Raw genomic sequence first — 22,542 nt, 5'->3', positions numbered from 1 at the left:
GCAGTTCACTGCGGTTTTCCGCCGATTTCGAGGTGTTCGGGGTGTGGTTTTCCATAGTCCTGCCGATCTCCGGCCGATCTACCGGATAGTAAATAGATGAATTATTCCGGGCCTGCGGTACTGTGACCGCATGTCCGGACCCCGCGACCTCGACTACTGGTCCTTCGTCGAACTCGCGCAGGAGCGTCTGAACAGCAAGTTCGGTGAACATCACCGCAGTGCGACCGAAGTCCTGCTCACGCTCAACCGGGCCTCGGACATCGTCACCTACGACCTCGAGGCCGCGGTTCACCGTCCGCGTGGCCGGTCGTGGTCGGCCTATCGGCTCATGTTCGTCATCTGGCTCGCGGGTCCGATCGAACCGAATGTCGCCGCGCGGCTCACCGGGATGAGTCGCGCCGCCGTGTCGAACCTCGCGAAACCCCTGGTCGAGGCGGGAATCCTCGAGAAGACTCCGGTCAGCCACGACGCGCGTTCGGTGCAACTGTCGCTCACCGAAGCGGGAGAGAAAGAGATCCGGGACAGTTTCCGTGCCCAGAACGAGCGCGAAGAGGCCTGGGTGGAGGTGCTCACCCCCACCGAACAGCAAATTCTCGTGATGCTGCTGAACAAGCTGATCACCAACCGCAGCCAGTTCGACGTGCGCGGACGCAACTGACGCAGGGTCGTGACCTCTCTGTGGTTGCGCTCACGGCCTCGGTTTAGTTAACGTATTTACTAATTCCAGGCGAGCGACCGTCCCTCGCACGCCCGAGATCCGCGAGGAGTCAGATCATGGCGTTCTACCGACAGCTCGGCGTCATCCCGCCGAAGCGTCACACCCAGCACCGCGACGAGAACGGCGACCTGTACTACGAAGAGCTCATGGGCGAGGAGGGCTTCTCGTCCGACTCGGCGCTGCTCTACCACCGGTACATCCCGTCGGCGATCGTCGACGCCACGGAGTGGAAGCTGCCCGATCAGACCACCACACCGAACCATCCGCTCAAGCCGCGGCACCTGAAGCTGCACGATCTGTTCCCCGAGACGATCTGGGCCGAAACCGATGTCGTGACCGGTCGCCGCCTGGTCCTGGGCAACGCCGACGTCCGCATCTCGTACGTCGTGTCGACCGAGCCCTCGCCGCTGTACCGCAACGTCGTCGGCGACGAGATGGTCTACGTCGAATCCGGTGAGGCCACCGTCGAGACGGTCTTCGGTCCGCTCGAAGCGAAGGCCGGCGACTACGTCCTGCTGCCGATGGCCACCACCCACCGCTGGGTGCCCCGGGGCAACGGACCGCTGCGCGCCTACACGATCGAGGCGAACAGCCACATCGTCCCGCCCAAGCGCTACCTGTCGAAGTTCGGGCAGTTCCTCGAGCACGCGCCGTTCTGCGAACGCGACCTGCACGGACCGACCGAGCTCATGCAGGTCGAGGAAGAGAACGTGGAGGTGCTGGTCAAGCACCGCACCTCGCAGGGCATCGTCGGCACCCGCTACCTGATGCCGCACCACCCCTTCGACGTGGTCGGCTGGGACGGCTGCCTGTACCCGTACACGTTCTCGATCCACGACTTCGAGCCCATCACCGGCCGCGTCCACCAGCCGCCGCCGGCGCACCAGGCGTTCGAAGGAAACAACTTCGTCATCTGCAACTTCGTGCCCCGCAAGGTGGACTACCACCCACTGGCCGTACCGGTGCCGTACTACCACTCGAACGTCGACTCCGACGAGGTCATGTTCTACTGCGGCGGCGACTACGAGGCCCGCAAGGGATCGGGCATCGGCCAGGGTTCGATCTCGGTGCACCCCGGTGGTCACGCGCACGGCCCGCAGCCGGGTGCCTACGAGCGCAGCATCGGTGTGGAGTTCTTCGACGAACTTGCCGTCATGGTCGACACCTTCCGCCCGCTCGAACTCGGTGAGGGTGCGCTCGCGTGCGAGGACGCCGCCTACGCCGGCAGCTGGAACCGCAATGCAGGAGCGGCCAAATGACTTTCGGACCTCTCCTGACCGGACTGTGCGACGACGCTGCGCTGTTCCCTCCGGGCAACGCCCCGCTGCCCGTCGCCGTCCCCGCCCACGCCGGGCACCGCTCGTCCGCGCACGCACCGCTCGTCGGAGCGTTCGTCTTCCCGGCCGGTCGCCTCGGTGAACTCGCAGATCACCTGGCGCAGCACCCGTATCCCGGTGAGCTGGCCCTGAGCCTGACCGCACCGACCGGCACCGCCGCCGTCCGGCCCGCACTCGAGCAGGTCGACGCGATGGACTCGGTGTCCGTGGTGGCCCTCGAGATCGCGGTCCCCGCAGAGCAATCCGTCGACGAGCTGTTCGCGGCGCTCGACGAGATCAGGGTGAGTCGACCGGATATCGATGTATTCGTCGAGGTTCCGCGTGACGAGCGCCGAGCCGAGATCCTCGCCCGACTGACCGGGACGCCGTACGCCGCCAAGTTCCGCACCGGCGGGATCGTGGCGGAGGCGTATCCGGACGAGGCCGAGCTCGCCGCAGCGGTCTCGACGGTCGTCACCACGGGAGTTCCGTTCAAGGCGACCGCCGGTCTGCACCACGCGGTGCGCAACACCGACCCGAGGACGGGCTTCGAACAGCACGGGTTCGTGAACCTGTTGGCCGCGGTGGACGCGGTGCTGTCCGGAGCCGACATCGACGAGGTCGCTTCCGTGCTGGCCGAACGTGACGGGGCAGTGCTCTCCGCACGTCTCGGCGCACTCTCCGACGAGCGGGCCGCAGAAGTCCGGCGCCGTTTCCTGTCGTACGGCACCTGCAGCATCGCCGAACCGCTCGAGGATCTGCTCGACCTCGGCCTGGCGCCCTCGACCGTTTCCCCGATCACCGAAGGAACGAACGCATGACCACCATCGCCATTCCGGAGGGTTCGCTCTTCGGCATCGACAACCTGCCGTACGGCATCTTCTCCACGGCCGACAGCGAACCCCGTGTCGGTGTCCGCGTCGGAGATACGGTTCTCGACCTGAGCCGTGTCTTCGAGGACGACGTCGTCTTCGCCGAGCCCTCGCTCAATGCGTTCATGGCCCAGGGTCGTGCACGGTGGGACGAAGTTCGCGCTGCGATCAGGGAACTCGTGACCGGCGATGTCGCCGACGAGGCGGTCTTCGCCGTTGCCGACGTGACGATGCACCTGCCGATCGAGGTGGCAGACTACGTCGACTTCTACGCCTCGGAGAACCACGCGTCGAACCTCGGCCGACTGTTCCGCCCGCAGAACCCCGACCCGCTGATGCCGAACTGGAAGCACCTTCCCGTCGGTTACCACGGTCGGTCGAGCACCGTCGTGACCTCGGGGGTCGACATCGTGCGGCCGAGCGGACAGCGCAAGGGCCCCAACGACCCTGCACCGGTCTTCGGTCCGTCGATCCGGCTCGACATCGAGGCCGAGATGGGCTTCATCGTCGGTGTCGGCTCCCCGATGGGTTCGCAGATCACTCCCGACGAGTTCGCCGACCACTGCTTCGGTGCGGTCATCCTCAACGACTGGTCGGCCCGCGACATCCAGGCGTGGGAGTACGTGCCGCTGGGCCCGAACCTCGGCAAGTCCTTCGCGACGTCGATCTCGCCGTGGGTCGTTCCGCTCGCCGCCCTCGAGGCCGCCCGCATCGACACCCCGGTGCAGGACCCGGAGCCGCTGCCGTACCTGAAGGGCACCGAGAAGTGGGGCCTGGACATCGATCTCGAGGTCGAGTGGAACGGGCACGTCGTGTCGCGCCCGCCGTACGCGCAGATGTACTGGTCGCCGGCGCAGATGCTCGCCCACACCTCGGTCAACGGTGCCGCGACCCGCACCGGCGACCTGTTCGGATCCGGCACCATCTCCGGCCCGGAGAAGGACCAGCGTGGCGCCTTCATCGAACTCACCTGGGGCGGAGCAGAACCCGTGCAGGTGGGCGACGAGACACGCACCTTCCTCGAGGACGGCGACGAAATCGCCATTTCGGCCACCGCTCCCGGCCCGAACGGGACGCGCATCGGCTTCGGTGAGGTCCGCACCCGCATTCTTCCCGCGATCGGGGAATAAAGAAAACAGGTCCGTGCGTCAGCCGGAGCGCCACCGGCCGGACCATCGGCGATGCCCGGAACCCACGAGGTTCCGGGCATCGCCGTGTTCGGGGTCGGTCAGTCGACCGAAAGAATGTCGCCCACAGAACAATCCAGTACGCGGCACAGGGCGGTGAGGGTCGAGAAGCGGATCGCGCGGGCGCGTCCGTTCTTGAGTACCGACAGGTTCACCACGCTGACGCCGACCTTCTCGGCCAACTCGGTGAGCGTCATGCCCCGATCGGCCAGCAGTTCGTCGAGATGACACCGGACGGCATGCTCGGTTTCCGGAGGCATCAGACGAGTCCTTCGTTGTCGCGCGCCATGCGGCTGCCGATCCGCAGCACCACACCCACGGCCGAGATCACCATGCAGAAGACGTAGGCGTACCAGAACTCCGGTCCGAGAGGCGCGTTCGAGAGGACGTAGTTCATGTCCACGTCCCGGATCAGCATGTTGGTGCCCAGCGTGCGGGGGATCATCGGGACGATGATGGTCGCGATCGCCACGATGGATGTGATCCACACGAGCCGGATGACACCGCGGTCGAACAACCGGCCCCGGACGAATCGCACCATGATCCAGCTCAGCAGGGCCAGGGCCGTCAGGTAGCCGAGGGTCTGTACCGCCTCCCCGGCGCGGAGGAGGGCGACGCTGACGGGTGAGAGGACGTCGGTCGGAACGTCGATCACCGTCGTCGAGGTGGTCCGGAGGTCGACGCCGTTCGGGGTGGACAGCACCGGCGCCGCTGCCGCGTCGTCGAACCGGACCCGCGCGGTCACGATGCCGTCGCCGAGAGAGCTTGCGAGGTCGCGAACATAGGTGAAGAGCACGATCAACGACGTCAGCGCGAAGACCGTGAGGGACGCCCACAGATCGGTGCGGTCCTTCTTCGACGTCTCGGTGGGGGAGAGCGTGTCGGGTTCGGAGCCCGGGCTCTGGGGGCGGTCGGTGTCGTGGGTGGAATTCATGGTCGTCTCCGAACTCGCCGGGCGGCGGCACTATCGATTGTCGATACCATCGATAATCGTTATACATATCGAGAAACGATATGTCCAGAGAGGGTGCGTTCCCGCCGGTCCCGCCCGGAGCGGATCAGGGCAGGCGACGCTCGATCGCGTCCCGCGCTGCCAGCGCCTTCGCGCCGTAGTCGGCGAAGAGGTCGGGGGTCAGTCGCGAAGCCGGACCGGAGATGCTGAAGCAGCCGCGCACGGTGCCACCGCGCCCGCGCAGGGCGACGGCGACGGCGGCGATGCCGTCGTGCAGCCCCTGTTCGGTCACGGCGTACCCGCGGGCGCGAATCTCGGCGATCTCCTCGCGCAGAGCCGCCGGATCGGTGACGGTGTGCTCGGTCAGCGAGGGGAGTTCGGTCGCGAGGAAATTCTCGATCCGTTCGTCGGGCAGCGACGCGAGATAGGCCTTGCCGGTGGACGCGGCGTGCAGAGGCAGGCGCGTGCCGAGGGCGAGGAAGGCGCGCAGCTGGTGGGCGCTGTCGAGTCGCTCGATCAGGACCAGCTCGTTCCCGTCCGGCACGGCGAGATGAACGGTCTCGCCCGTCTCGGTCTGCAGGCGGTTCAACTCGGAGAGTGCGACCTCGCGCAGGTCGTCGCCGGACGACATCGCGCTACCCAGGCTGAACGCGCGGCCGGTGATGACCCACTGCCCGGCGTTCGTCGTCGAGGGGCGCAGCCAGCCGGCTTCGGCGAGGGTCTTGAGGCATCGCTGAACGGTGCTCTTGGGGACGTCGAGTCGCTTGCTCACGTCCGAGAGTCCGACCGGTTGCGTGGTCGCGACCTCCTCGAACACGCGGAGTGCGGTGAGAACGCTGTTCATCGGGACCTTTCGCGCGTCGTTGACGGCAGGCGGCACGGGCTATAAGTTGAGCCGGACCGCATCGTAGCACGTCGGTCCACAATGTGGACCGTGCGCCGCGCGACACCGTCCGGCAGGACGTCGAGAAGGGACCACCACCGATGACCACCACCACGCCCGTGCCGTTGCTGACCTCGCTCACCGAGTCCGGAGCAGGCAGTGACGACCGCAGCGCTGTCCGCGTCGGAGACGTCTCGCTCACCCGATCCGAACTGATCGCGGCTGCCGCCGCTGTGGCCGACGAGGTCGCAGGCTCCTCGCGGGTCGCTGTCGACGCCACCGCGAGCATCGAGACGGTGATCGCCACGACCGGATGCCTCATGGCCGGTGTGGCCGCGGTGCCCGTGCCGCCGGATTCCGGTCCTGCCGAGCGCGCCCACATCCTGAAGGACTCGGGTGCGCAGGTGTGGCTCGGCACGGCCCCCGAGGATGTCACCCTGCCTGCGATCCCTGTCGACGCGAGCGCGCGTTCGTCGTCCTCGCACGCGGAGGCCGATCCGGGCAGTGCCGCGATGATCATGTACACCTCGGGAACCACGGGCGCCCCCAAGGGGGTCGTGCTCTCGCGGTCCGCCGTGGCGGCCGGTCTCGACGGTCTCGCCGAGGCATGGAACTGGACGTCCGACGACACGCTCGTCCACGGACTTCCCCTGTTCCACGTCCACGGACTCATCCTCGGTGTCGTCGGCGCGCTCCGGCAGGGCTCGCCACTCGTGCACACGGTGCGACCGAAACCCGAAGCCTATGCGGCAGCCGGTGGTTCGCTGTACTTCGGTGTTCCTACCGTGTGGTCGCGGGTCGCTGCCGACGAATCATCCGCTCGCGCACTGTCGTCCGCGCGACTTCTGGTGTCGGGCAGTGCGCCCCTTCCCGTTCCGGTCTTCGAGCGCATGCTCGCCCTCACCGGTTCCGCGCCGATCGAGCGGTACGGGATGAGCGAAACGATCATCACGATCAGCACACGCCACGACGGTGAGCGCCGGCCCGGCTGGGTGGGACTGCCGATCCAGGGCGTCTCCACCCGCCTGCGCGACCAGGCCGGCAACCTCGTGCCGCACGACGGTGAAACCCTCGGCCAGTTGGAGGTGTCCGGCGCGACCCTGTTCGACGGCTACCTGAACAACCCCGAGAAGACCGCCGAGTCGATGACCGAGGACGGCTGGTTCAAGACCGGCGACATCGCCGTGATCGACGACCAGGGTTTCCACCGCATCGTCGGCCGCGAATCGGTCGACATGATCAAGTCCGGTGGCTACCGGATCGGCGCCGGCGAAGTGGAGCACGCGCTGCTGAACCATCCCGGCGTGCAGGAGGCCGCGGTGGTGGGTGTGCCGGACGACGATCTCGGACAGCGGATCGTCGCCTACGTCGTCGGGGATCTCCGTGATCCGGGCGAACTCTCGGACTTCGTCGCGCAGACCCTCTCGATCCACAAGCGCCCCCGCGAGATCCGTAGCGTCGACGCTCTTCCGCGCAACGCCATGGGCAAGGTGCAGAAGAAGCTTCTCGTCGAGGACTACCTCGCCGGGAAGTGACCCGATCTACTCGACTGTGCTCGAGCAGTCGGCTCGGCCGACGCCGATCTCGTCACCGACGGTGATGTCGCCGGGAGTCCGGACCGTCGCGTAGACACCGATGCACGGCATCGGCTTGCCCCCCGGCGCAGTGGGCACCTGATGCGCGGCCGTCACCTCGCGCAGCATGCCGCGCCGCGCGGGAACCTCCTGATGGGGGAGCGTCACCATGACGCACCGCGCGGTGCGCTCGTGCGGTGCGAGGACCACGGAACCCATCGAGACCCGTCGGCCGATCCACTCGTCCTCCACGAAACCGGGCGAGTGGGGAATGTCGACGACCAGCTGCGGACGGAACCGCCGCAGGGCCACGTCGGTGGGGTCGCCGGTGCCGAGCGCCTCCACCGCGGAGCGGGAGACGAGATGCAGCGGCGCCTCGTCGTAGCTGCGGTCGCGCGGTTCGAGACGCACGTCGTGACCGACCAGTTCCGACAGGAGGTCGTCGACCTCGGGATCGTCGCCGCGGATCACCGTGCCGTCGGCCAGGGTGAGTTCGAGTGCCGCCGGATCGCGAGGATCGTCGTCGCTCAGCAGTCGCGCCGAGCAGGTCAGCAGCAGACCGTAGCGGCGGAAGCGCTTCGCACTCGCGACATTTCCGGATTCCGCGTCGACCAGCGCCCACACATGATCGCCGCGCAGACCGTCCGCTTCGATCGCTGCGGTGTCGAGCCGTTCACCCCCGAACGACTTCACCGGATAACGCCACAACTGATCGATACGCACGACTCGCGAGCATACGGGGACCGGAGCGGCCGCGGGGCGGGCCCGACCGGCCGGCCCGGAAGACGTCCGGCTATGACGTGGACCACAGTGTGGTTAGGTGGCGGTCATGACGGAGAACACGACACGACGATGGGGCCTGACCGTCCCCCTCGACGGCATCCCTCTGCTCGACCAGCGACGCATCATCGAAGAGCTCCCCGACCTCGGGTACACGGACGTGTGGTCGTCCGAGGCCGGCGCCGCCGATGCGTTCACCCCGCTCACCCTCGCGAGCGTGTGGGCTCCCGGCCTGCGCCTGGGCACCGCGATCGTCCCTGTCTACACCCGAGGCCCCGCCACGCTGGCCATGTCGGCCGCGAGCCTCGCTGCCGCCGCGCCCGGCCGCTTCGTGCTCGGGGTGGGCACATCGTCCGACGTCATCGTCGAGAAGTGGAACGGCATTCCCTTCGAGGAACCGTTCAAGCGCGCCCGCGACACCCTCCGGTTCCTGCGTTCGGCGCTGGCAGGGGAGAAGGTCTCCGAGAAGTACGACACCTTCGCCGTCGACGGCTTCCGGGCCGGCGTCGTGCCCGACCCGGCGCCGCCGGTGCTGCTGGCGGCGCTGCGGCCGGGCATGTTGCGTCTCGCCGGACGTGAGGCCGACGGCGCCATCATCAACTGGTTGTCCGCCGACGACGTGCGCACCGTGGCGCCCTACGTCCACGAGGGCGGCGAGAACAAGGAGATCGTCGCGCGGATCTTCGTGCTCCCCGGCTTCGACACCGAGACGGCCCGCGCCATCGGCCGGCGCATGATCGCCGCCTACATGAACGTCCCCGTCTACCGGGCCTTCCACGAATTCCTCGGCCGCTCAGACGATTTCGCCGGTATGTGGAAGGCGTGGGCGGAAGGCGACCGCAAGGCCGCCCTCGAAGCGATCCCGGACCACGTGGTCGACGCCCTCGTGATCCACGGCGAACCCGAGGCCTGCCGCGAGCATGTGGAGCGCTACGTCGAGGCAGGTGTGACCACCCCGGCCATCGCCCTGGTGCCCTCGGGCGATCCCGCACCAATGATCCGGGCGCTCGCCCCGCGCTGACGACCGGACGTCACGATTCGATGTCGGCGGTTGACGGCACCCGAGGGCGACGCGACAACTCCTGCAGATGCGCTGTGCAGGAGGCGAGATGGCCGAGCCGACGTCGAGTACGGACCCGAACACGATCGCTCGTGTGACCGTGGTTGCCGACGACGGAGTGCCGTTGGCCACCACGGTGACCGGATCGCGGGATGCGGGTCTGACCCTCGTGTGCCTGCACGGCCACTGCCAGGACGCCGCGAGCTGGGATGCCGTCTGCGAATCGGTGGACCTGCCGGGTCTGCGCATCGTCCGCTACGACCAGCGAGGACACGGTCGTTCCGGGACCGGCGACGTCACGGCGTGCACGGTCTCCGGGATGGCCGACGACCTCGACGCGGTGCTCCGGACCCTCGCGCCGGACGGACCGGTGGTGCTGGCGGGATATTCGATGGGCGGCATGGTCGCACTGTCCTACGTCCGTCGTCACCCTGACGCCGTCGGCGACCGCATCGTGGGTGTCGGCCTGTTCGCCACCGCAGCATCGGGACTCGCGGACGGCGGTATCGGACGCTATCTGCGGCATCCGGCCGCCTCCATCGTGCACCGGGCGGTGTCGCGTGCACCGCGCGTCATGGAGTTGTCGAAACGCGCCGGGGGCCGGGTGTGCACGGTTGCCGCACGCAGGCGCACGGAGGAATCGTGGCTGCGGGTGGTCGGATCGGCGCTGTCGAACGAGACCTCCGTCGTCACCTGGTCGCGGCTGCTGGCCGACTTCGCGGTCCTCGACGAGTCCGCCGCTCTCGCCGTGCTCGCGAGAGTGCCGGTGGTGGTCGCGGCGGGCACGGAGGACATCTTCGTGCCCTTGGCGTTGTCGGAGGTGATGGCGGCCGGCCTGCCCCACGCCGACCTCGTGCGGTTCGTGGGTGCCGGTCACCGTGTGCTCGCCGACCGGCCCGAGGAGGTCGCCCGCGCACTGTCGGACCTGCTCGGGCAGGTGCGCGCGGGTAGCCCTGTCGCCACCGCTCAGCGCGAACCGACGAGGGTCGCGTCCTGATCGGCGATCAGCTTCCGGGGGACGAGCGCGAGCACGAGCAGGGCCACGGCGATCGCGAAGCACGCGACGAAGCCGATATGCGGCGCGGCGAGCGAGATGACGAAGGGCACCGCGAAGCCCAGATAGATCAGGCAGTAGAAGACGGCGACGGTCTGCGCCAGTTCGTCGGAGGGCGCGATGTTCTCGGCGGTGACGAGGCCGGAGACGAGCAGCATGCCGTAACCCCCGCCGAGGAAGACGGCGGTGACGAGGACGGCGAACACCGATCCCGGACCGTCCACGAGCACCGCGACAGCGGCCGAGACGAACCCCAGGACACCGAGGCCCACCCCGGTCCACACCCCACGATCCTCACCGTGCCGGGTGATGCGCCGGGCCACGGGCTGGACCAGTGCACCGGTGAGCAGCGTCAGTGCGGCGACCACACCGGTGAACGCGACGGCCACACTGTCGACCCGATCCGACACGATCGGCGGCATCGTGGCGAACGAGACGGTCGCGCACCCGAAGACCCACGGAGCCCAAGGGACGACACCCCACCGGAAGCGTGGGGACGACAGGGTCGACAGGCGCCACGAACCCTGCACGGTGCGGGGCCGGTGAGCGTCGGGGACGGCCCACACCAGCACCAGCGCGACCACCATCAGGGCGATGTGCACCAGATAGGGCAGACGGTCGGGGGCGGGCAGCCACTGCGCGATCAGGCCGGCGAACAGGGCACCGCTGCCGAATCCCGCCGACAGTGAGACGGCCGCCCGGCGTGCTCCCACACCCGGTCCCTCGCTGAGTTCCTTCATCCAGGCCGTGCCCGCTCCGAACGCCATCCCGGACGCCAATCCGGCGAGGACCCGCCCGAGATAGAGCAGGGCGGGGATGTCGGCGCCGAGGAGCAGAACGATCGACGACACGACGCTCACCGGGATCATCGCCCGGATCACCGGGCGACGGCCGATCCGGTCGGCCACCCGCCCGAAGTAGAGCAGGGCGGGGATCAACCCCACGATGTAGGACCCGAGCATGGCGGTGAACGACCCGCTGCCGAGCCCGAGATGATCGCGGTAGACCAACTGCATCGGAGCGAACTGATTGGCACCCCAGCTCACCGCGAACACGGCGAACGCGAGACGGGCCCAGGACGGAATCATTCCCCGATCCTCCCAGGCCCGCTCCGGCGGGAAAGTATCAACTCTTCACACCACGGCGACCACCTTCCTGTGGAGTGTGGACGTAGGAGGGGCCCGGAGCCCGTCATAGCGTTCTCGTCGATCGCAGACGAAGGAGGGCCAGTGGCGGTAGACGGTCGATCCCCGACACGCGACACCGAACGCATCGGTCCGGCGACCGGCGCGGACGCGCGGTCGATCGCCACGAGGGTCCGGAGTCGCGAGATCACCGCACGTCGGGTGGTCGAGGATCATCTCGCACTGATCGCCGAGCAGAACCCGCGCCTCAACGCGATCGTCACCGTCGCGGCGGCCGGTGCGCGCGAGGAAGCCGACGCCCTCGACCACCGCCTCGACCGGGGCGGCCCGGCCGGTCCGCTCGCCGGAGTGCCGTTCACCGTCAAGGACCTCATCGCCACGGCAGGCGTGCGCACGACGGCGGCCTCGCCGGCATTGGCAGCGAACGTCCCCGTCGTCGACGCACCTGCCGTCGCCGCGATGAGGGCGGCCGGCGCGATCCTCATCGGCAAAACCAACACGCCCGAATTCGGGACCTCCGGACTCACCGACAACGAGATGTTCGGACCGACGGTCAACCCGCTGGGTAGTCCCGACTCGCCGCGCTCGCCCGGTGGATCGAGCGGGGGCGAAGCGGCATCGATCGCCTCGGGCATGAGCGTTCTCGGCCTGGGCACCGACTTCGGCGGGTCGGTGCGCTGGCCCGCGCACTGCACCGGTCTGTGCTCGATCCGCCCCACCGTGGGCAGGGTCTCCGCGGACGGCCAGTACCCGGGGGTGCTCGTCGGCGACCACGTGTGGGCCAATCCCACGACGGTGCACGGCACGCTGCAGACCGTCGGCCCCATGGCACGGACCCTCGGCGACCTCGTCCTCGCCCTGCGTGTGATCTCCGAGCCGCACATCGCGTGGACGGACCCGGCGACGGTCGACGTCGACGCTCTGACGATCACCTGGGCGGCCGGGGAAGGTACCGTCCCCGTCGCCGACGAGATCGTGGACGTCGTCCGGGAGAGCGCGCGGCGACTGGGTGCCCGTCCGTACCGGGGGTCGGCGCTGGCCGAGGGAAACGACCTGTTCGGGCGGCTGCGGTCCACCCAGACCCACACCGACATCGACGCGCTGGGGAGCGTAGACCGGTTCGGGGCCGTCATCCGCGACCTGCTGTCCGCGGCCGGCCGCGCGGGGCAACGGGAGGTGGAGGAGCTGTGGGCGCAGCGCACCGCGCTCGTCCATCGGCTGCTCGCCGAGATGGGCGACGTGCTGGTGCTGCCGGTCGCATCCATCGGTGCGCCCCCGCTCGGTCTCGAGCGTTTCGGTGTCGACGATCGGCTGCTCACCTGGCAGGAGGCGCTGGCGAGTTGCCGCACGATCAGCGTCACCGGGTTCCCGTCCGTCGTCGTCCCCGTCGGGCGGGCGAGCGACGGCATGCCCATCGGCGTGCAGATCGTTGCGCGCCCGTTCCACGACCATGTCGCGCTGGCCGTCGCCGCGCGTCTGTGACACGCCTGCTGCGACATGCCGGCAAGAACCGAAGGAGGTTGCTGTGCGGGACATTCTCGACGAGCTGGCGCACTGGTTCGACGACGGTGACGCGTTCGCGCTGGCGACCGTCGTTCGCACCTGGAAGTCGTCGCCGCGCGACCCCGGCGCCGCGATGGCCGTCTCGCAGTCCGGCGAGGTGGTGGGCAGTGTCTCGGGAGGCTGCATCGAAGGTGCCCTGTACGACATCGCCCACGACGTGCTCGCCGACGGACACGCCCGGACCGAGGTCTTCCGCGTCACCGACGACGACGCCTTCGGTGTGGGTCTGACCTGCGGCGGCACCATCGAGGTGTTCGTGCAACGAGTCGATGCCGCCACCTTCCCGGAGTTCGCGGAGGTGGCGCGACGAATCGGGGCGGGGGAACCGGTCGCGGTGGTGACCGGCCGTGAGCCCGTCGTCCATCGGATGATCACCCTCGACGGGGACGGACCCGAGACCGAGGTCCGCACGCGTCTCGCTCAGGGCGAGTCGGAGGTGTACGTCGACGAGGAGAATGCGCAGATCGTGGAGATCTTCGCTCCGAGGCCGAGGATGTACGTCTTCGGCGCCATCGACTTCGCGTCCGCCCTGTGCACGCTGGGGAAGTTCGCCGGGTACCGCGTGACGGTGATCGACGCACGGCCCGTCTTCGCGACCTCTGCCCGGTTCCCGGACGCCGACGAGGTCGTGGTGGCGTGGCCGCACGTCTTCCTCGAGTCGGCGCCGATCGACCCGACCACCGTCGTCGCGGTCCTCACCCACGACGAGAAGTTCGATATTCCGCTGCTCGAACGTGCGCTCCGGTGCGATGCCGGATACATCGGCGCGATGGGCAGCCGATCCACGCACGAGCGCAGGGTCGCGCTGTTGCGCGAGGCCGGTCTGTCGGCGGACGAGCTGGCACGACTGCACTCGCCCATCGGGCTCGATCTCGGTGCGCGCACTCCGGAGGAGACGGCCGTGTCGATCCTCGCGGAGATCCTCGTGAGCACGCGCGGCGCCACCGGGCGCAGCCTCGCGGCGCTGCGCGGACCCATCCACCGGGCGCCTGGGGGACGCGCTGTCCGACCTGCGGCTTGTCCCCCTGTGATTGACGGTGCTGCCGCAGCCCTCTAATGTCACGTGTCTCCCGAGCGGGGTGAACGACTGGCAGGTGGACGGATAGTGCTGTGACGGTGCGCAAGGCTGAGAAACCGGGACGCAGCACCGCCGAACCGGAAGACAGTGCAGCGATCGGATTCGAACCCTGCCCGCTCGCCGACGTCGTCTCTTCGGGTTTCCTCGTCGCGCCGACGGTGGTCGCCGGCGACCTCTCTGCGGCGCGCGCTGTGGTCGAGGTCGCGGTGATGATGCTCCCGGAGATCGGGCCGTGGCTGCGTCCTGGATTGTTGCTCGTCACCTCCACCACGGTGCTCGCGCGACTCGCCGTGCCGATCGCGGACTTCCTGGCACGCCTGAATCGCAACGAGGTCTCGGCGCTCGTGGTCCGGCTCGACGCCGGACATTCTCTGCCGCAAGGGCTCACGGACGGCGTTCCCTTCCCGGTGCTGACGACGCCGGAGGACCTCGTCGCAGACCATCGGCTCGCGCGTGGGCTTCGCGAGATGGCCGCAGCTCAGGTGGAGGCGGTCTTCGAGGCGGATCACCTGCGTCGTGCGCTGCTCGAGATCGTCATGGCGGGCGGTGGGCACAGAGCCCTCGCCGAGGGTATCTCGCGCCGGCTCGGCGGGTCGGCCCTGATCACCACCCCCGACGGCCGGCAGACCTACAGGGCCGGAAAGGAATCCGACTTCGCCTGGTTGTCGTCGACGGCGGCCGTCGACCAGACGGGCCGGGTGCGGACCGATTCGATCGAGGGCGGGCTGGGATTGCACCGTTTCGGCGACGAGTACGTGGCGATCGCCGCGATCTCCGCCAACGGCGTCGACCACGGGCGGCTCGTATTCTTCTGCCCTTCACGTGGTCTCTCCGCGCCGGATCTGTATCTGGTGGAGCAGGCGGCGACGGTGTGCGCGCTCGTCGTCAGCCGTGAGCTCGCAGTCTCGGCGGTCGAGGAGAGGCACCGGGCCAACTTCGTCCGGGACATGTTGCGCGGCCGTGCCGGTGAGCCCGAGCAGGTGATCGTGCACGCCCAGATGTTCGGCTGGAATCTCGACCGCCGGGTCGTCGTGGTCGTCGTCGAACCCGATCGCGTGGACGATGATTCGTCGGGGACACCGGCCCGCTTGCCGGTCGTGGAACGGCAGGCCCGTGCGTTCGCGGGTGCGCTGGCAGGCCGCGATTCCGGGGCGTCCGTCACTGCGCTGGCGACCGAGACCGTCGTGCTCATGGGGGAGGGCAGCGACACCATGACCCTCGTGCGCGAACTCGTTGCCCAGGTGCGCGGAGCCGGCGGGGGAGGCCGACGACCGTTCGGGGTCGGGGTTTCGCGTGCGTCGTCGTCCACCGACGACCTGCCGGCGCTCTACACTCAGGCGCGCACGGCACTCGAAGTGGGACGCAAGATCTCCGGACCGTGGGCGGTGACCCATTTCGACGATCTGGGCGTGTACCGTTTGCTCAGCCTCGTCGAGGACACCGAGGAACTCGAGTCGTTCGCGCGCGAGACACTCAAGGAACTGACCGACGGCACGGCGGAGGCACAGGACATGTGCCGCACCCTCGAGGTGCTCCTCGCCACCAACATCAACATCGCAGAAGCCGCGCGCCAGTTACATTTTCATTACAACACTCTGCGCTATCGTGTGGCGAAACTCGAAAAGATCCTCGGCCCCTTCACCGAGCAGCCCGAACTGCGGCTGGACCTGTCGCTCGCGCTCAAGATCATCGCGATGCGTGGAATCGACTCCTGACGATCAACCACCGATCTTGCCAATTTCGGAAGGTCGCTCCTGGCAGATTCCTCCCACGCCGGGCCGGAGCTGCTCCGTTAGCGTTTGCGGCTACCGAAGTACACGTGTGATCGGCAACACAGGCGTAACGATCCACGTGAACGCTATCGGCACCCACACTCTGCTGAAAGGTCCGATATGCCCATCTGGACAGTGCACGGAGACGGCAAGAACATAGAACCGGGACAGGTCGTGGCGCCGATGGAGCGCCTGAGTTGGGGCCGCACCATCGGCCTGGGCGGCCAGCACGTGGTGTCGATGTTCGGCGCCACCTTCGTCTTCCCCATCATCATGGGACTCAACCCGCAACTCGCAGTCATGCTTTCGGGCTTCTGCACCCTGTTCTTCCTCGCTGTCGTCAAGGGCCGGATCCCCAGCTATCTCGGTACCTCTGCCGCCTTCGTGGGTGGTATCGCCGCGATCTACGCCCAGGGTGGCTCCCCCTCGGAGGTCACCGGCGCGATCATGGTCTCGGGGCTCGTGCTCGCCGCGGTCGGTGTGGTGATCCATTTCCTCGGCGGCTCGCTGGTGTTCAGGATCCTGCCGCCGGTGGTCACCGGCGCGGTGGTCATGCTCATCGGCTTCAACCTGGCGCCGGTAGTAGCCGGTACCTACTGGCCGCAGGACCAGTGGGTGGCCCTGACCGTCATGGTCGCGCTGATCGTGGGCAGTGTCGTGTTGCGCGGATTCCTCGGCCGCATCGCCATCTTCCTGGCGCTGCTGTTCGGCTACGCACTGTCGTGGATCCTCGACCGGATCAGCGGACCGATCACCTCCTACGACGCCGGTGCCGATGCCGTCACAGAACACTTCCGCGTGAACTGGGAAGGTGTTGCGTCCGCGCCCTGGTTCGGTCTGCCCCCGTTCACGGACGAGGCAGCCGGTGTCGTCGGCATCCACGCCCCGTCGTTCAGCCTCACCTTCATCGTGCTCGTCCTCCCCGGTGTCATCGCCCTGATCGCGGAGAACGCCGGACACGTCAAGGCGGTAGCCGAGATCACCAAGACCGACCTCGACCCGATGATGGGACGCGCTCTGGCCGGTGACGGTCTCGCCACCGCACTCGCCACGAGCGTCGGCGGCTCGCCGACGACGACCTACGCGGAGAACATCGGCGTCATGGCCGCCACCCGCGTGTACTCGACGGCCGCCTACGCCGCGGCCGGCGTCATCGCCATGCTCCTCGGCTTCTCACCGAAGTTCGGCGCGGTCATCTCCGCGACCCCGGGTGGCGTGCTCGGCGGCATCACCGTGGTCCTCTACGGCATCATCGGTCTGCTCGGCGCCAAGATCTGGAAGGAGAACGGCGTCGACTTCGGCGACCCCCGTAACCTCATGCCCGTCGCGGCCGGACTGATCATCGCGATCGGCGACACCAGCCTCCAGTTCACCGACACCTTCTCGTTGAGCGGTATCGCGCTGGGCACCATCGTCGTCATCGGTCTCTATCACCTGTGCCGGGTCATCGCTCCCGAGGATGTCGCGCCCGAGGCTCCCGACACCCCTGCCGAGCAGGGAGAACCGGTACGGACAGAGCCCGACCCGGACGGAGAGGGCGGCTCCGGGAGAGTCAAGGAATTCGCGTGACCTCTGTTACATCTGACATTGTCGAGCGGTGAGCTTTGTCACTTCTTCACGAAACGTCGATCACACTATGCGGGCAGGATCTGTCGAATGAAACCGTCGCCACTCACTTATCACCGACCGCGGTCGATCGATGAAGCCTGCGAGATCCTCGCAGGGGTCGCGCACGAGGGCAAAGTGCTCGCCGGCGGACAGTCGCTGATTCCGCTGCTGTCGATGCGGCTGGCGGCACCGGCTCACCTCGTCGACATCGGCGCGGTCCCGCGGCTCGACGCGATCTCCGCCTCGCCGGAACTCGGCGTCACCTTCGACGCGCTCACCACCCACGCAGCACTCGAATCCGACCCGACGGTCGCGCAGGTCCAGCCCCTGCTGGGCCGCGCGCTCCGGCTGGTGGCGCACCCGACCATCCGGAACCGCGGAACGACCGTCGGATCGATCGTCCACGCCGATCCGTCCGCGGAGATGCCGGCGGTCCTGTCGCTGCTCGGTGGCACGCTCACCGTCCGCTCCGTGCGGGGAATCCGGCTGATCCCCGCCGCCGAACTCTTCGCCGGGCCGCTCGAATCGACCCTCGAGTCCGACGAGATCGCGACCAGCGTGACGGTGCCGGCAGCGCGGCCGGGCACCGGCACCGCGATCGACGAGATCGCACGACGCCACGGCGACTACGCCCTCGTCGGCGTGGTCGCGCAGGTGGAGGTCGAGGACGCGGCGGTGACATCCGCCCGGATGACCTACGTCTCGGCGGGAGAGCTCGGGCAGGTCGTCGACTACACCGACATCCTGCGTGGGGCCTCGGCGCACGACGAGCGCGACCCGCTCTGGCAGCAGGTCGCGGAGAAGGCACGCGAGACCGTCGAGACGGAGGCGGACATCCACGCCACCGACCGCTACCGGTCGCAGTTGGTGGCCGCACTGACCGGCCGTGTCGGGTTCGCCGCCGCGCAGGACGCGATCCGCGACGACACACGGGTACCGATGCACACGGGAGGAAGTCGATGACGAACTCGATCCACAAGGGTGGTCGCGACGCCTCGCGGCGGACCGTCGCCGAACAGGTCGACGAGCTGCAGGCGGAGACCGGCGAGCACCATGTCGCCGTGACGTTCACCCTCAACGGTGTGACGCAGACGGTGGTGCTGCCCTCGCGCACGCTGGCATCGGACGCGATCCGTCATCACCTCCGTCGGACCGGCACCCACGTGGGATGCGAGCACGGTGTGTGCGGCGCGTGCACGGTGCTGCTCGACGGCAAGCCGGTGCGGTCGTGCCTCGTGCTCGCCGCGAGTCTCGAAGGCCGCTCGGTGACGACGGTCGAAGGGCTCGTCGAACCGGACGGCACCCTGCATCCCGTGCAGGAGGCGTTCGTCGACTGCCACGGTCTGCAATGCGGTTTCTGCACGCCGGGTTTCGTCACCACCATCGCCGCCTTCCTCGAGGAGAACCCGTCGCCCACCCACGAGGAGGCGACCGATGCGATCGCCGGCAACCTCTGTCGGTGCACGGGCTACCAGAACATCCGGGCGGCCGTGCTGCGCGCCGCCGAGATCAAGCGCGAACGGTCCGGAGGCTCACCGCTCGGCCCCGACAGCGAGGCGGCACGCGCCTCGCTCGACGCCAAGGTTCGCGGCGCCACCGCTCCGGTCGGAGGAAAGGCAGGACGAGCATGACCAGCGTCTCCGATTCGCCCGTCTCCATCTCGGTCTCGACGGGCACGGCAACCGACCTCGCCCCCGTCGACATCGGTGGTGCCACCGAGTCGGGCAAGTCGTTCGGCAGGCCCATCCCGCGTGTCGAGGACAACCGGCTCGTCAGCGGTAACGGCCGCTATCTCGACGATCTCGGGCACGGCGCTCTCGCCGCGGCCTTCGTCCGGTCGCCGCACGCGCACGCCCGCATCCTCGACATCGCCGTCGATGCGGCGCTGGAACTGCCGGGTGTGCACGCCATCTACACCTACGACGATCTCGAGGCCGACTCGCCGGAGATGGCCGAGAACCTCCCGCTGCTGATCCCGCACCCCGCGATCACCGCTCCGCGCAACGGATATCCGCTCGCCAAGGACGAGGTGAACCACGTCGGCGAGGCGATCGTGATGGTCGTGGCCGACAACCGGTACATCGCCGAGGACGCCTGCGCGCTGATCGACATCACCTACGAAGCCCTTCCGGCCGTGGTCGGTGTCGACACCGCACGCAACGCCGAGCACGTCGTCCATCCGGATGTGCCCGACAACGTCGCGGCGCACCTCCAGCACGGGTTCGGCGACATCGAGGCGGAACTCGCCGCGGCACCGCACACGTTGACCCTCGACCTCGAGATCGAACGTTCGGCGTCGATGCCGATGGAGGGCAAGGGCGTCTACGCCCGCTGGGACGACGACGAGAAGGTACTGACCTTCTGGACGTCCACCCAGACCTCGACGTCCGCCCGCGCCGCGATCGCAGCGCGACTGGGCATGGCACACAACAAGGTCCACTGCATCGCCCCCGACGTCGGTGGCGGTTTCGGTGTGAAGATCGTCCACCCGTGGCCCGAGGAGGTCATGGTCACCTGGGCCGCCCGCAAGCTGGGTCGGGCCGGGATCTCCAGCGAGGTCAAGTGGGTCGAGGACCGGCGCGAACATTTCATCTCGAGCGCCCACGAGCGCGGGCAGGTCCACGAGGTCACCGTCGGGTTCGACGACGACGGCCGGCTGCTGGCCTTCGACTTCTCGATCTGGCACGACAACGGCGCGTACCTGCCGTACGGAATCATCGTGCTGCTCAACACGTCCACTCAGGTGCTCGGTCCCTACAAACCGCGCGCCTTCCGGGTGGACGCCTATTCGCTGTACACCAACACGGTCATCGTCACGCCCTACCGCGGGGCGGGGCGGCCCCAGGCGGTGTTCGCGATGGAACGGGCGATGGACGCCATCGCGAAGTATCTCGGCAAGGACGCCATCGAGGTCCGCGAGACCAACTTCATCCGCCCCGAGGAGATGCCCTACGACTTCCACCTGATCTTCCAGGACGGCCGTCCCCTCATCTACGACACCGGCGACTACCAGGCCGGCGCCGACAAGCTCAAGAAGCTCATCGGCTGGGACGAGTTCGCGGAGTACAAGGAACGTGCCCGCGCCGAGGGCCGCCGCGTCGGTATCGGTGTGGGAGCATACGTCGAGGGCACGGGACCGGGCCCCTACGAGGGCGCACACGTGCTCATCGAGACCTCGGGCAAGGTCAAGGCCGCCACGGGTCTGACGACCCAGGGCCAGGGACACCAGACCTCCTTCGCGCAGATCGTCGCCGATGATCTCGGTGTGCCGGTCGCCGATGTCGAGATCGTCACCGGCGACACCCGCCGATTCGGGTACGCGGTCGGCACGTTCGCCTCGCGCGGTGCCGTGATGTCCGGCTCCGCCTTCCACGTCGCCGCGCAGATGGTGGCGGAGAAGGCGAAGAAGATCGCCGCGGACCACCTCCGCGCCGACATCGCCGACCTCGAACTACGCGGGGGGCACGTGTGCGTGGTGGGCACCGAACCCGGTGCGGAGGGCACCTCGATCCCGCTCGGCGTCGTGGCCGTGCTGTCGAACCCGCTCCGCTACGCCTTCGACGATGCCTCCCGTCGCGCAACGGGATTCGCGAACGCCGAAACCGACATGTCGGTGCCGCCCGTCCTCGAGGGCGAGCAGCCCGGCCTGGAAGCGACCGGCTACTATTCGCCGCCCACGTCGACGTTCGCGTCGGGCATCCACGCGGCGATCGTCGAGACCGATCCCGTCACCGCCGAGATCCGGGTGCTCCGGTACGCGGTGGTGCACGACTGCGGCAACGTCATCAACCCGCGCATCGTCGAAGGCCAGGTGCAGGGCGCGGTCGCGCAGGGCATCGGCGGCGCGCTCTACGAGAAGATCGTCTACGACGAGCACGGGCAGATGCTCAACGCGTCGTACATGGACTTCCTCATGCCCTTCGTGACGGAGATGCCCGACTCTCTCGAGATGGACCACACCGTCACCCCGTCCGCACTCAATCCCCTCGGGATGAAGGGCGCCGGCGAGGCCGGTGTCATCCCGACCTCGGCGGTGATCGCTGCGGCCGTCGAGGACGCGGAGGGCATCCCGATCACCAGCATGCCGATTTCCCCCTCGGAGTTGTTCGAGCTGCGTCTGACCCACGCGGCATCCCGAAACAAGGAGAACGAATGAGAATCGCCGGTACCGCGCAACTGCAGGCACCTCCCGACGTGGTGTACGACAGCCTGCAGGACGGCCGTGTTCTCGCGGCGACGATCCCGGGCGTGCAGTCGCTCGAGCAGATCAACGACAACCACTACAAGCTGTCCATCACCGCCGGGGTGGCCTCCATCAAGGGCACCTACGACGGGGAAGTGGTTCTGTCGCAGCAGAATCGTCCCGAATCGTTCGTCATGACGGCATCGGGATCCGGTGCTCCGGGAACGGTCAAGGCCGACGTGACGGTGCGTCTCGAAGAACGCGACGGCGGCACCGTGCTCACCTACGACGCGGACGCGGTCGTCGGCGGCATGGTCGGTGGGGTCGGACAACGAATGATCACCGGTGTCGCCAAGAAGATGGCCGGTGTGTTCTTCAACGGCATCGACGGTGTGATCGCCGACGGTCTGCCGGCGGCTCCGAGTGCGGCCGAAGCCGAAGTTGTCGCGGGCGTGAACGGAGCCGAGGTGGCCGAGGTCGCCGAGGGTGCGGGTGTGAAGACCACTGCGTTGCCCGTGGCCGCTGCGGCAGCTGCACCGGTACCGGCCGGAACACCTTCGGCAGCGATGGTGCTGCTGTCCGCAGGGGTGGGCGCCGGTATCGCCCTCGCGGGCGTCGCACTGGGAGCGATCCTCGCCCGACGCTGACCTTGTCGTCGGATTCCCACGGCACCCCCGGGCCATCACGGCCCGGGGGTGCCGTCGTCTGTGGGTGGCAGGTGCACGAACCCCGAACTCCGGGCGACGAGTTCGGCGAGATGTGACAAAGAAACACCGCCACCGAGCGAGTGGAATGTC

The 22,542-nt window shown here is 68.3% G+C and carries 20 protein-coding genes; 15 read left to right on the top strand and 5 right to left on the bottom strand.

Annotation, left to right across the window (positions count from 1 at the left end; all coding sequences use genetic code 11):
* Positions 1–130 precede the first annotated feature (130 nt).
* From PV766_RS11415 to fahA, 4 genes are all read left to right on the top strand, one after another.
* The gene (locus PV766_RS11415; protein WP_016692512.1) at positions 131–658 is read left to right on the top strand and encodes a MarR family winged helix-turn-helix transcriptional regulator; all 528 of its coding nucleotides are present in this window, start codon (positions 131–133) and stop codon (positions 656–658) included.
* A gap of 116 nt (positions 659–774) precedes the next feature.
* Complete coding sequence (locus tag PV766_RS11410) at positions 775–1,977, top strand: homogentisate 1,2-dioxygenase (RefSeq protein WP_129975532.1); 1,203 nt, start codon at positions 775–777, stop codon at positions 1,975–1,977.
* Positions 1,974–2,855: a hypothetical protein gene (locus tag PV766_RS11405; RefSeq protein WP_064064311.1), complete on the top strand. Its 882-nt coding sequence runs from the start codon at positions 1,974–1,976 to the stop codon at positions 2,853–2,855. Before PV766_RS11410 ends, PV766_RS11405 begins: the two co-directional genes overlap by 4 nt.
* A complete protein-coding gene (fahA, locus tag PV766_RS11400; RefSeq protein WP_421097047.1) occupies positions 2,852–4,036 on the top strand; it encodes a fumarylacetoacetase in 1,185 nt (394 codons plus the stop codon). The genes PV766_RS11405 and fahA overlap by 4 nt, the downstream gene beginning before the upstream one ends.
* A gap of 98 nt (positions 4,037–4,134) precedes the next feature.
* Here fahA and PV766_RS11395 read toward each other — a convergent pair whose 3' ends face one another.
* From PV766_RS11395 to PV766_RS11385, 3 genes are all read right to left on the bottom strand, one after another.
* Positions 4,135–4,353 (bottom strand): helix-turn-helix domain-containing protein, encoded by a 219-nt coding sequence (locus PV766_RS11395; RefSeq protein ID WP_016932798.1) that lies wholly within the window; start codon positions 4,351–4,353, stop codon positions 4,135–4,137.
* A complete protein-coding gene (locus PV766_RS11390) occupies positions 4,353–5,027 on the bottom strand; it encodes a hypothetical protein (protein ID WP_016932797.1) in 675 nt (224 codons plus the stop codon). Before PV766_RS11390 ends, PV766_RS11395 begins: the two co-directional genes overlap by 1 nt.
* Positions 5,028–5,151: 124 nt before the next feature.
* Positions 5,152–5,889: an IclR family transcriptional regulator gene (locus tag PV766_RS11385; protein WP_064064338.1), complete on the bottom strand. Its 738-nt coding sequence runs from the start codon at positions 5,887–5,889 to the stop codon at positions 5,152–5,154.
* 140 nt (positions 5,890–6,029) lie between these two features.
* On the opposite strand from PV766_RS11385, the gene PV766_RS11380 reads away from it, so the two are divergent.
* Complete coding sequence (locus tag PV766_RS11380) at positions 6,030–7,463, top strand: acyl-CoA synthetase (protein WP_026002989.1); 1,434 nt, start codon at positions 6,030–6,032, stop codon at positions 7,461–7,463.
* A 6-nt stretch (positions 7,464–7,469) separates the two neighbouring features.
* Here the strand turns inward: PV766_RS11380 and PV766_RS11375 are convergent, their stop codons facing one another.
* Entirely contained in the window at positions 7,470–8,225 is a 756-nt protein-coding gene (locus PV766_RS11375) for an MOSC domain-containing protein (RefSeq protein ID WP_255161767.1), read from the bottom strand.
* A 106-nt stretch (positions 8,226–8,331) separates the two neighbouring features.
* On the opposite strand from PV766_RS11375, the gene PV766_RS11370 reads away from it, so the two are divergent.
* The gene (locus PV766_RS11370; protein ID WP_064064339.1) at positions 8,332–9,303 is read left to right on the top strand and encodes an LLM class F420-dependent oxidoreductase; all 972 of its coding nucleotides are present in this window, start codon (positions 8,332–8,334) and stop codon (positions 9,301–9,303) included.
* Positions 9,304–9,391: 88 nt separating this feature from the next.
* The gene (locus PV766_RS11365; RefSeq protein ID WP_129975542.1) at positions 9,392–10,339 is read left to right on the top strand and encodes an alpha/beta fold hydrolase; all 948 of its coding nucleotides are present in this window, start codon (positions 9,392–9,394) and stop codon (positions 10,337–10,339) included.
* On the opposite strand, the gene PV766_RS11360 is transcribed toward PV766_RS11365, so the two are convergent.
* Complete coding sequence (locus PV766_RS11360) at positions 10,309–11,484, bottom strand: MFS transporter (RefSeq protein WP_064064315.1); 1,176 nt, start codon at positions 11,482–11,484, stop codon at positions 10,309–10,311. The genes PV766_RS11365 and PV766_RS11360 overlap by 31 nt on opposite strands.
* 141 nt (positions 11,485–11,625) lie before the next feature.
* Between PV766_RS11360 and PV766_RS11355 the strand changes: the two genes are divergently transcribed.
* The 8 genes from PV766_RS11355 to PV766_RS11320 all read left to right on the top strand — a co-directional run bounded on the left by PV766_RS11355 (position 11,626) and on the right by PV766_RS11320 (position 22,392).
* On the top strand, positions 11,626–13,023 hold the full coding sequence (locus PV766_RS11355) for an amidase (RefSeq protein ID WP_064064316.1): 1,398 nt from the start codon (positions 11,626–11,628) through the stop codon (positions 13,021–13,023).
* Between the two features lie 43 nt (positions 13,024–13,066).
* Positions 13,067–14,161 (top strand): XdhC family protein, encoded by a 1,095-nt coding sequence (locus PV766_RS11350; protein WP_421097046.1) that lies wholly within the window; start codon positions 13,067–13,069, stop codon positions 14,159–14,161.
* 53 nt (positions 14,162–14,214) lie between these two features.
* Positions 14,215–15,897 carry a helix-turn-helix domain-containing protein gene (locus PV766_RS11345; protein ID WP_207213465.1) on the top strand — a complete coding sequence of 561 codons (1,683 nt, stop codon included), beginning with the start codon at positions 14,215–14,217 and terminating at the stop codon, positions 15,895–15,897.
* Between the two features lie 177 nt (positions 15,898–16,074).
* Positions 16,075–17,523 (top strand): uracil-xanthine permease family protein, encoded by a 1,449-nt coding sequence (locus PV766_RS11340; protein WP_064064319.1) that lies wholly within the window; start codon positions 16,075–16,077, stop codon positions 17,521–17,523.
* A gap of 87 nt (positions 17,524–17,610) precedes the next feature.
* A complete protein-coding gene (locus PV766_RS11335; protein ID WP_421097045.1) occupies positions 17,611–18,525 on the top strand; it encodes an FAD binding domain-containing protein in 915 nt (304 codons plus the stop codon).
* On the top strand, positions 18,522–19,193 hold the full coding sequence (locus PV766_RS11330; protein WP_064064321.1) for a (2Fe-2S)-binding protein: 672 nt from the start codon (positions 18,522–18,524) through the stop codon (positions 19,191–19,193). The genes PV766_RS11335 and PV766_RS11330 overlap by 4 nt, the downstream gene beginning before the upstream one ends.
* Entirely contained in the window at positions 19,190–21,718 is a 2,529-nt protein-coding gene (gene cutA, locus PV766_RS11325) for an aerobic carbon-monoxide dehydrogenase large subunit (RefSeq protein ID WP_084421793.1), read from the top strand. The genes PV766_RS11330 and cutA overlap by 4 nt, the downstream gene beginning before the upstream one ends.
* Entirely contained in the window at positions 21,715–22,392 is a 678-nt protein-coding gene (locus PV766_RS11320) for an SRPBCC family protein (RefSeq protein ID WP_064064322.1), read from the top strand. The genes cutA and PV766_RS11320 overlap by 4 nt, the downstream gene beginning before the upstream one ends.
* Positions 22,393–22,542 lie beyond the last annotated feature (150 nt).

Source organism: Rhodococcus sp. As11 (assembly GCF_048957735.1).
Lineage (GTDB): Bacteria > Actinomycetota > Actinomycetes > Mycobacteriales > Mycobacteriaceae > Rhodococcus > Rhodococcus gordoniae.
This window is presented reverse-complemented; position numbering and strand designations above follow the sequence as displayed.

What these genes read in the sequence shown, in the direction of transcription:
- PV766_RS11415 (WP_016692512.1), top strand. Translation starts at nt 131, where the DNA reads ATGTCCGGACCCCGCGACCTCGACTACTGGTCCTTCGTCGAACTCGCG.
- PV766_RS11410 (WP_129975532.1), top strand. Translation starts at nt 775, where the DNA reads ATGGCGTTCTACCGACAGCTCGGCGTCATCCCGCCGAAGCGTCACACC.
- PV766_RS11405 (WP_064064311.1), top strand. Translation starts at nt 1,974, where the DNA reads ATGACTTTCGGACCTCTCCTGACCGGACTGTGCGACGACGCTGCGCTG.
- fahA (WP_421097047.1), top strand. Translation starts at nt 2,852, where the DNA reads ATGACCACCATCGCCATTCCGGAGGGTTCGCTCTTCGGCATCGACAAC.
- PV766_RS11395 (WP_016932798.1), bottom strand. Translation starts at nt 4,353, where the DNA reads ATGCCTCCGGAAACCGAGCATGCCGTCCGGTGTCATCTCGACGAACTG.
- PV766_RS11390 (WP_016932797.1), bottom strand. Translation starts at nt 5,027, where the DNA reads ATGAATTCCACCCACGACACCGACCGCCCCCAGAGCCCGGGCTCCGAA.
- PV766_RS11385 (WP_064064338.1), bottom strand. Translation starts at nt 5,889, where the DNA reads ATGAACAGCGTTCTCACCGCACTCCGCGTGTTCGAGGAGGTCGCGACC.
- PV766_RS11380 (WP_026002989.1), top strand. Translation starts at nt 6,030, where the DNA reads ATGACCACCACCACGCCCGTGCCGTTGCTGACCTCGCTCACCGAGTCC.
- PV766_RS11370 (WP_064064339.1), top strand. Translation starts at nt 8,332, where the DNA reads ATGACGGAGAACACGACACGACGATGGGGCCTGACCGTCCCCCTCGAC.
- PV766_RS11365 (WP_129975542.1), top strand. Translation starts at nt 9,392, where the DNA reads ATGGCCGAGCCGACGTCGAGTACGGACCCGAACACGATCGCTCGTGTG.
- PV766_RS11360 (WP_064064315.1), bottom strand. Translation starts at nt 11,484, where the DNA reads ATGATTCCGTCCTGGGCCCGTCTCGCGTTCGCCGTGTTCGCGGTGAGC.
- PV766_RS11340 (WP_064064319.1), top strand. Translation starts at nt 16,075, where the DNA reads ATGCCCATCTGGACAGTGCACGGAGACGGCAAGAACATAGAACCGGGA.
- PV766_RS11335 (WP_421097045.1), top strand. Translation starts at nt 17,611, where the DNA reads ATGAAACCGTCGCCACTCACTTATCACCGACCGCGGTCGATCGATGAA.
- PV766_RS11330 (WP_064064321.1), top strand. Translation starts at nt 18,522, where the DNA reads ATGACGAACTCGATCCACAAGGGTGGTCGCGACGCCTCGCGGCGGACC.
- cutA (WP_084421793.1), top strand. Translation starts at nt 19,190, where the DNA reads ATGACCAGCGTCTCCGATTCGCCCGTCTCCATCTCGGTCTCGACGGGC.
- PV766_RS11320 (WP_064064322.1), top strand. Translation starts at nt 21,715, where the DNA reads ATGAGAATCGCCGGTACCGCGCAACTGCAGGCACCTCCCGACGTGGTG.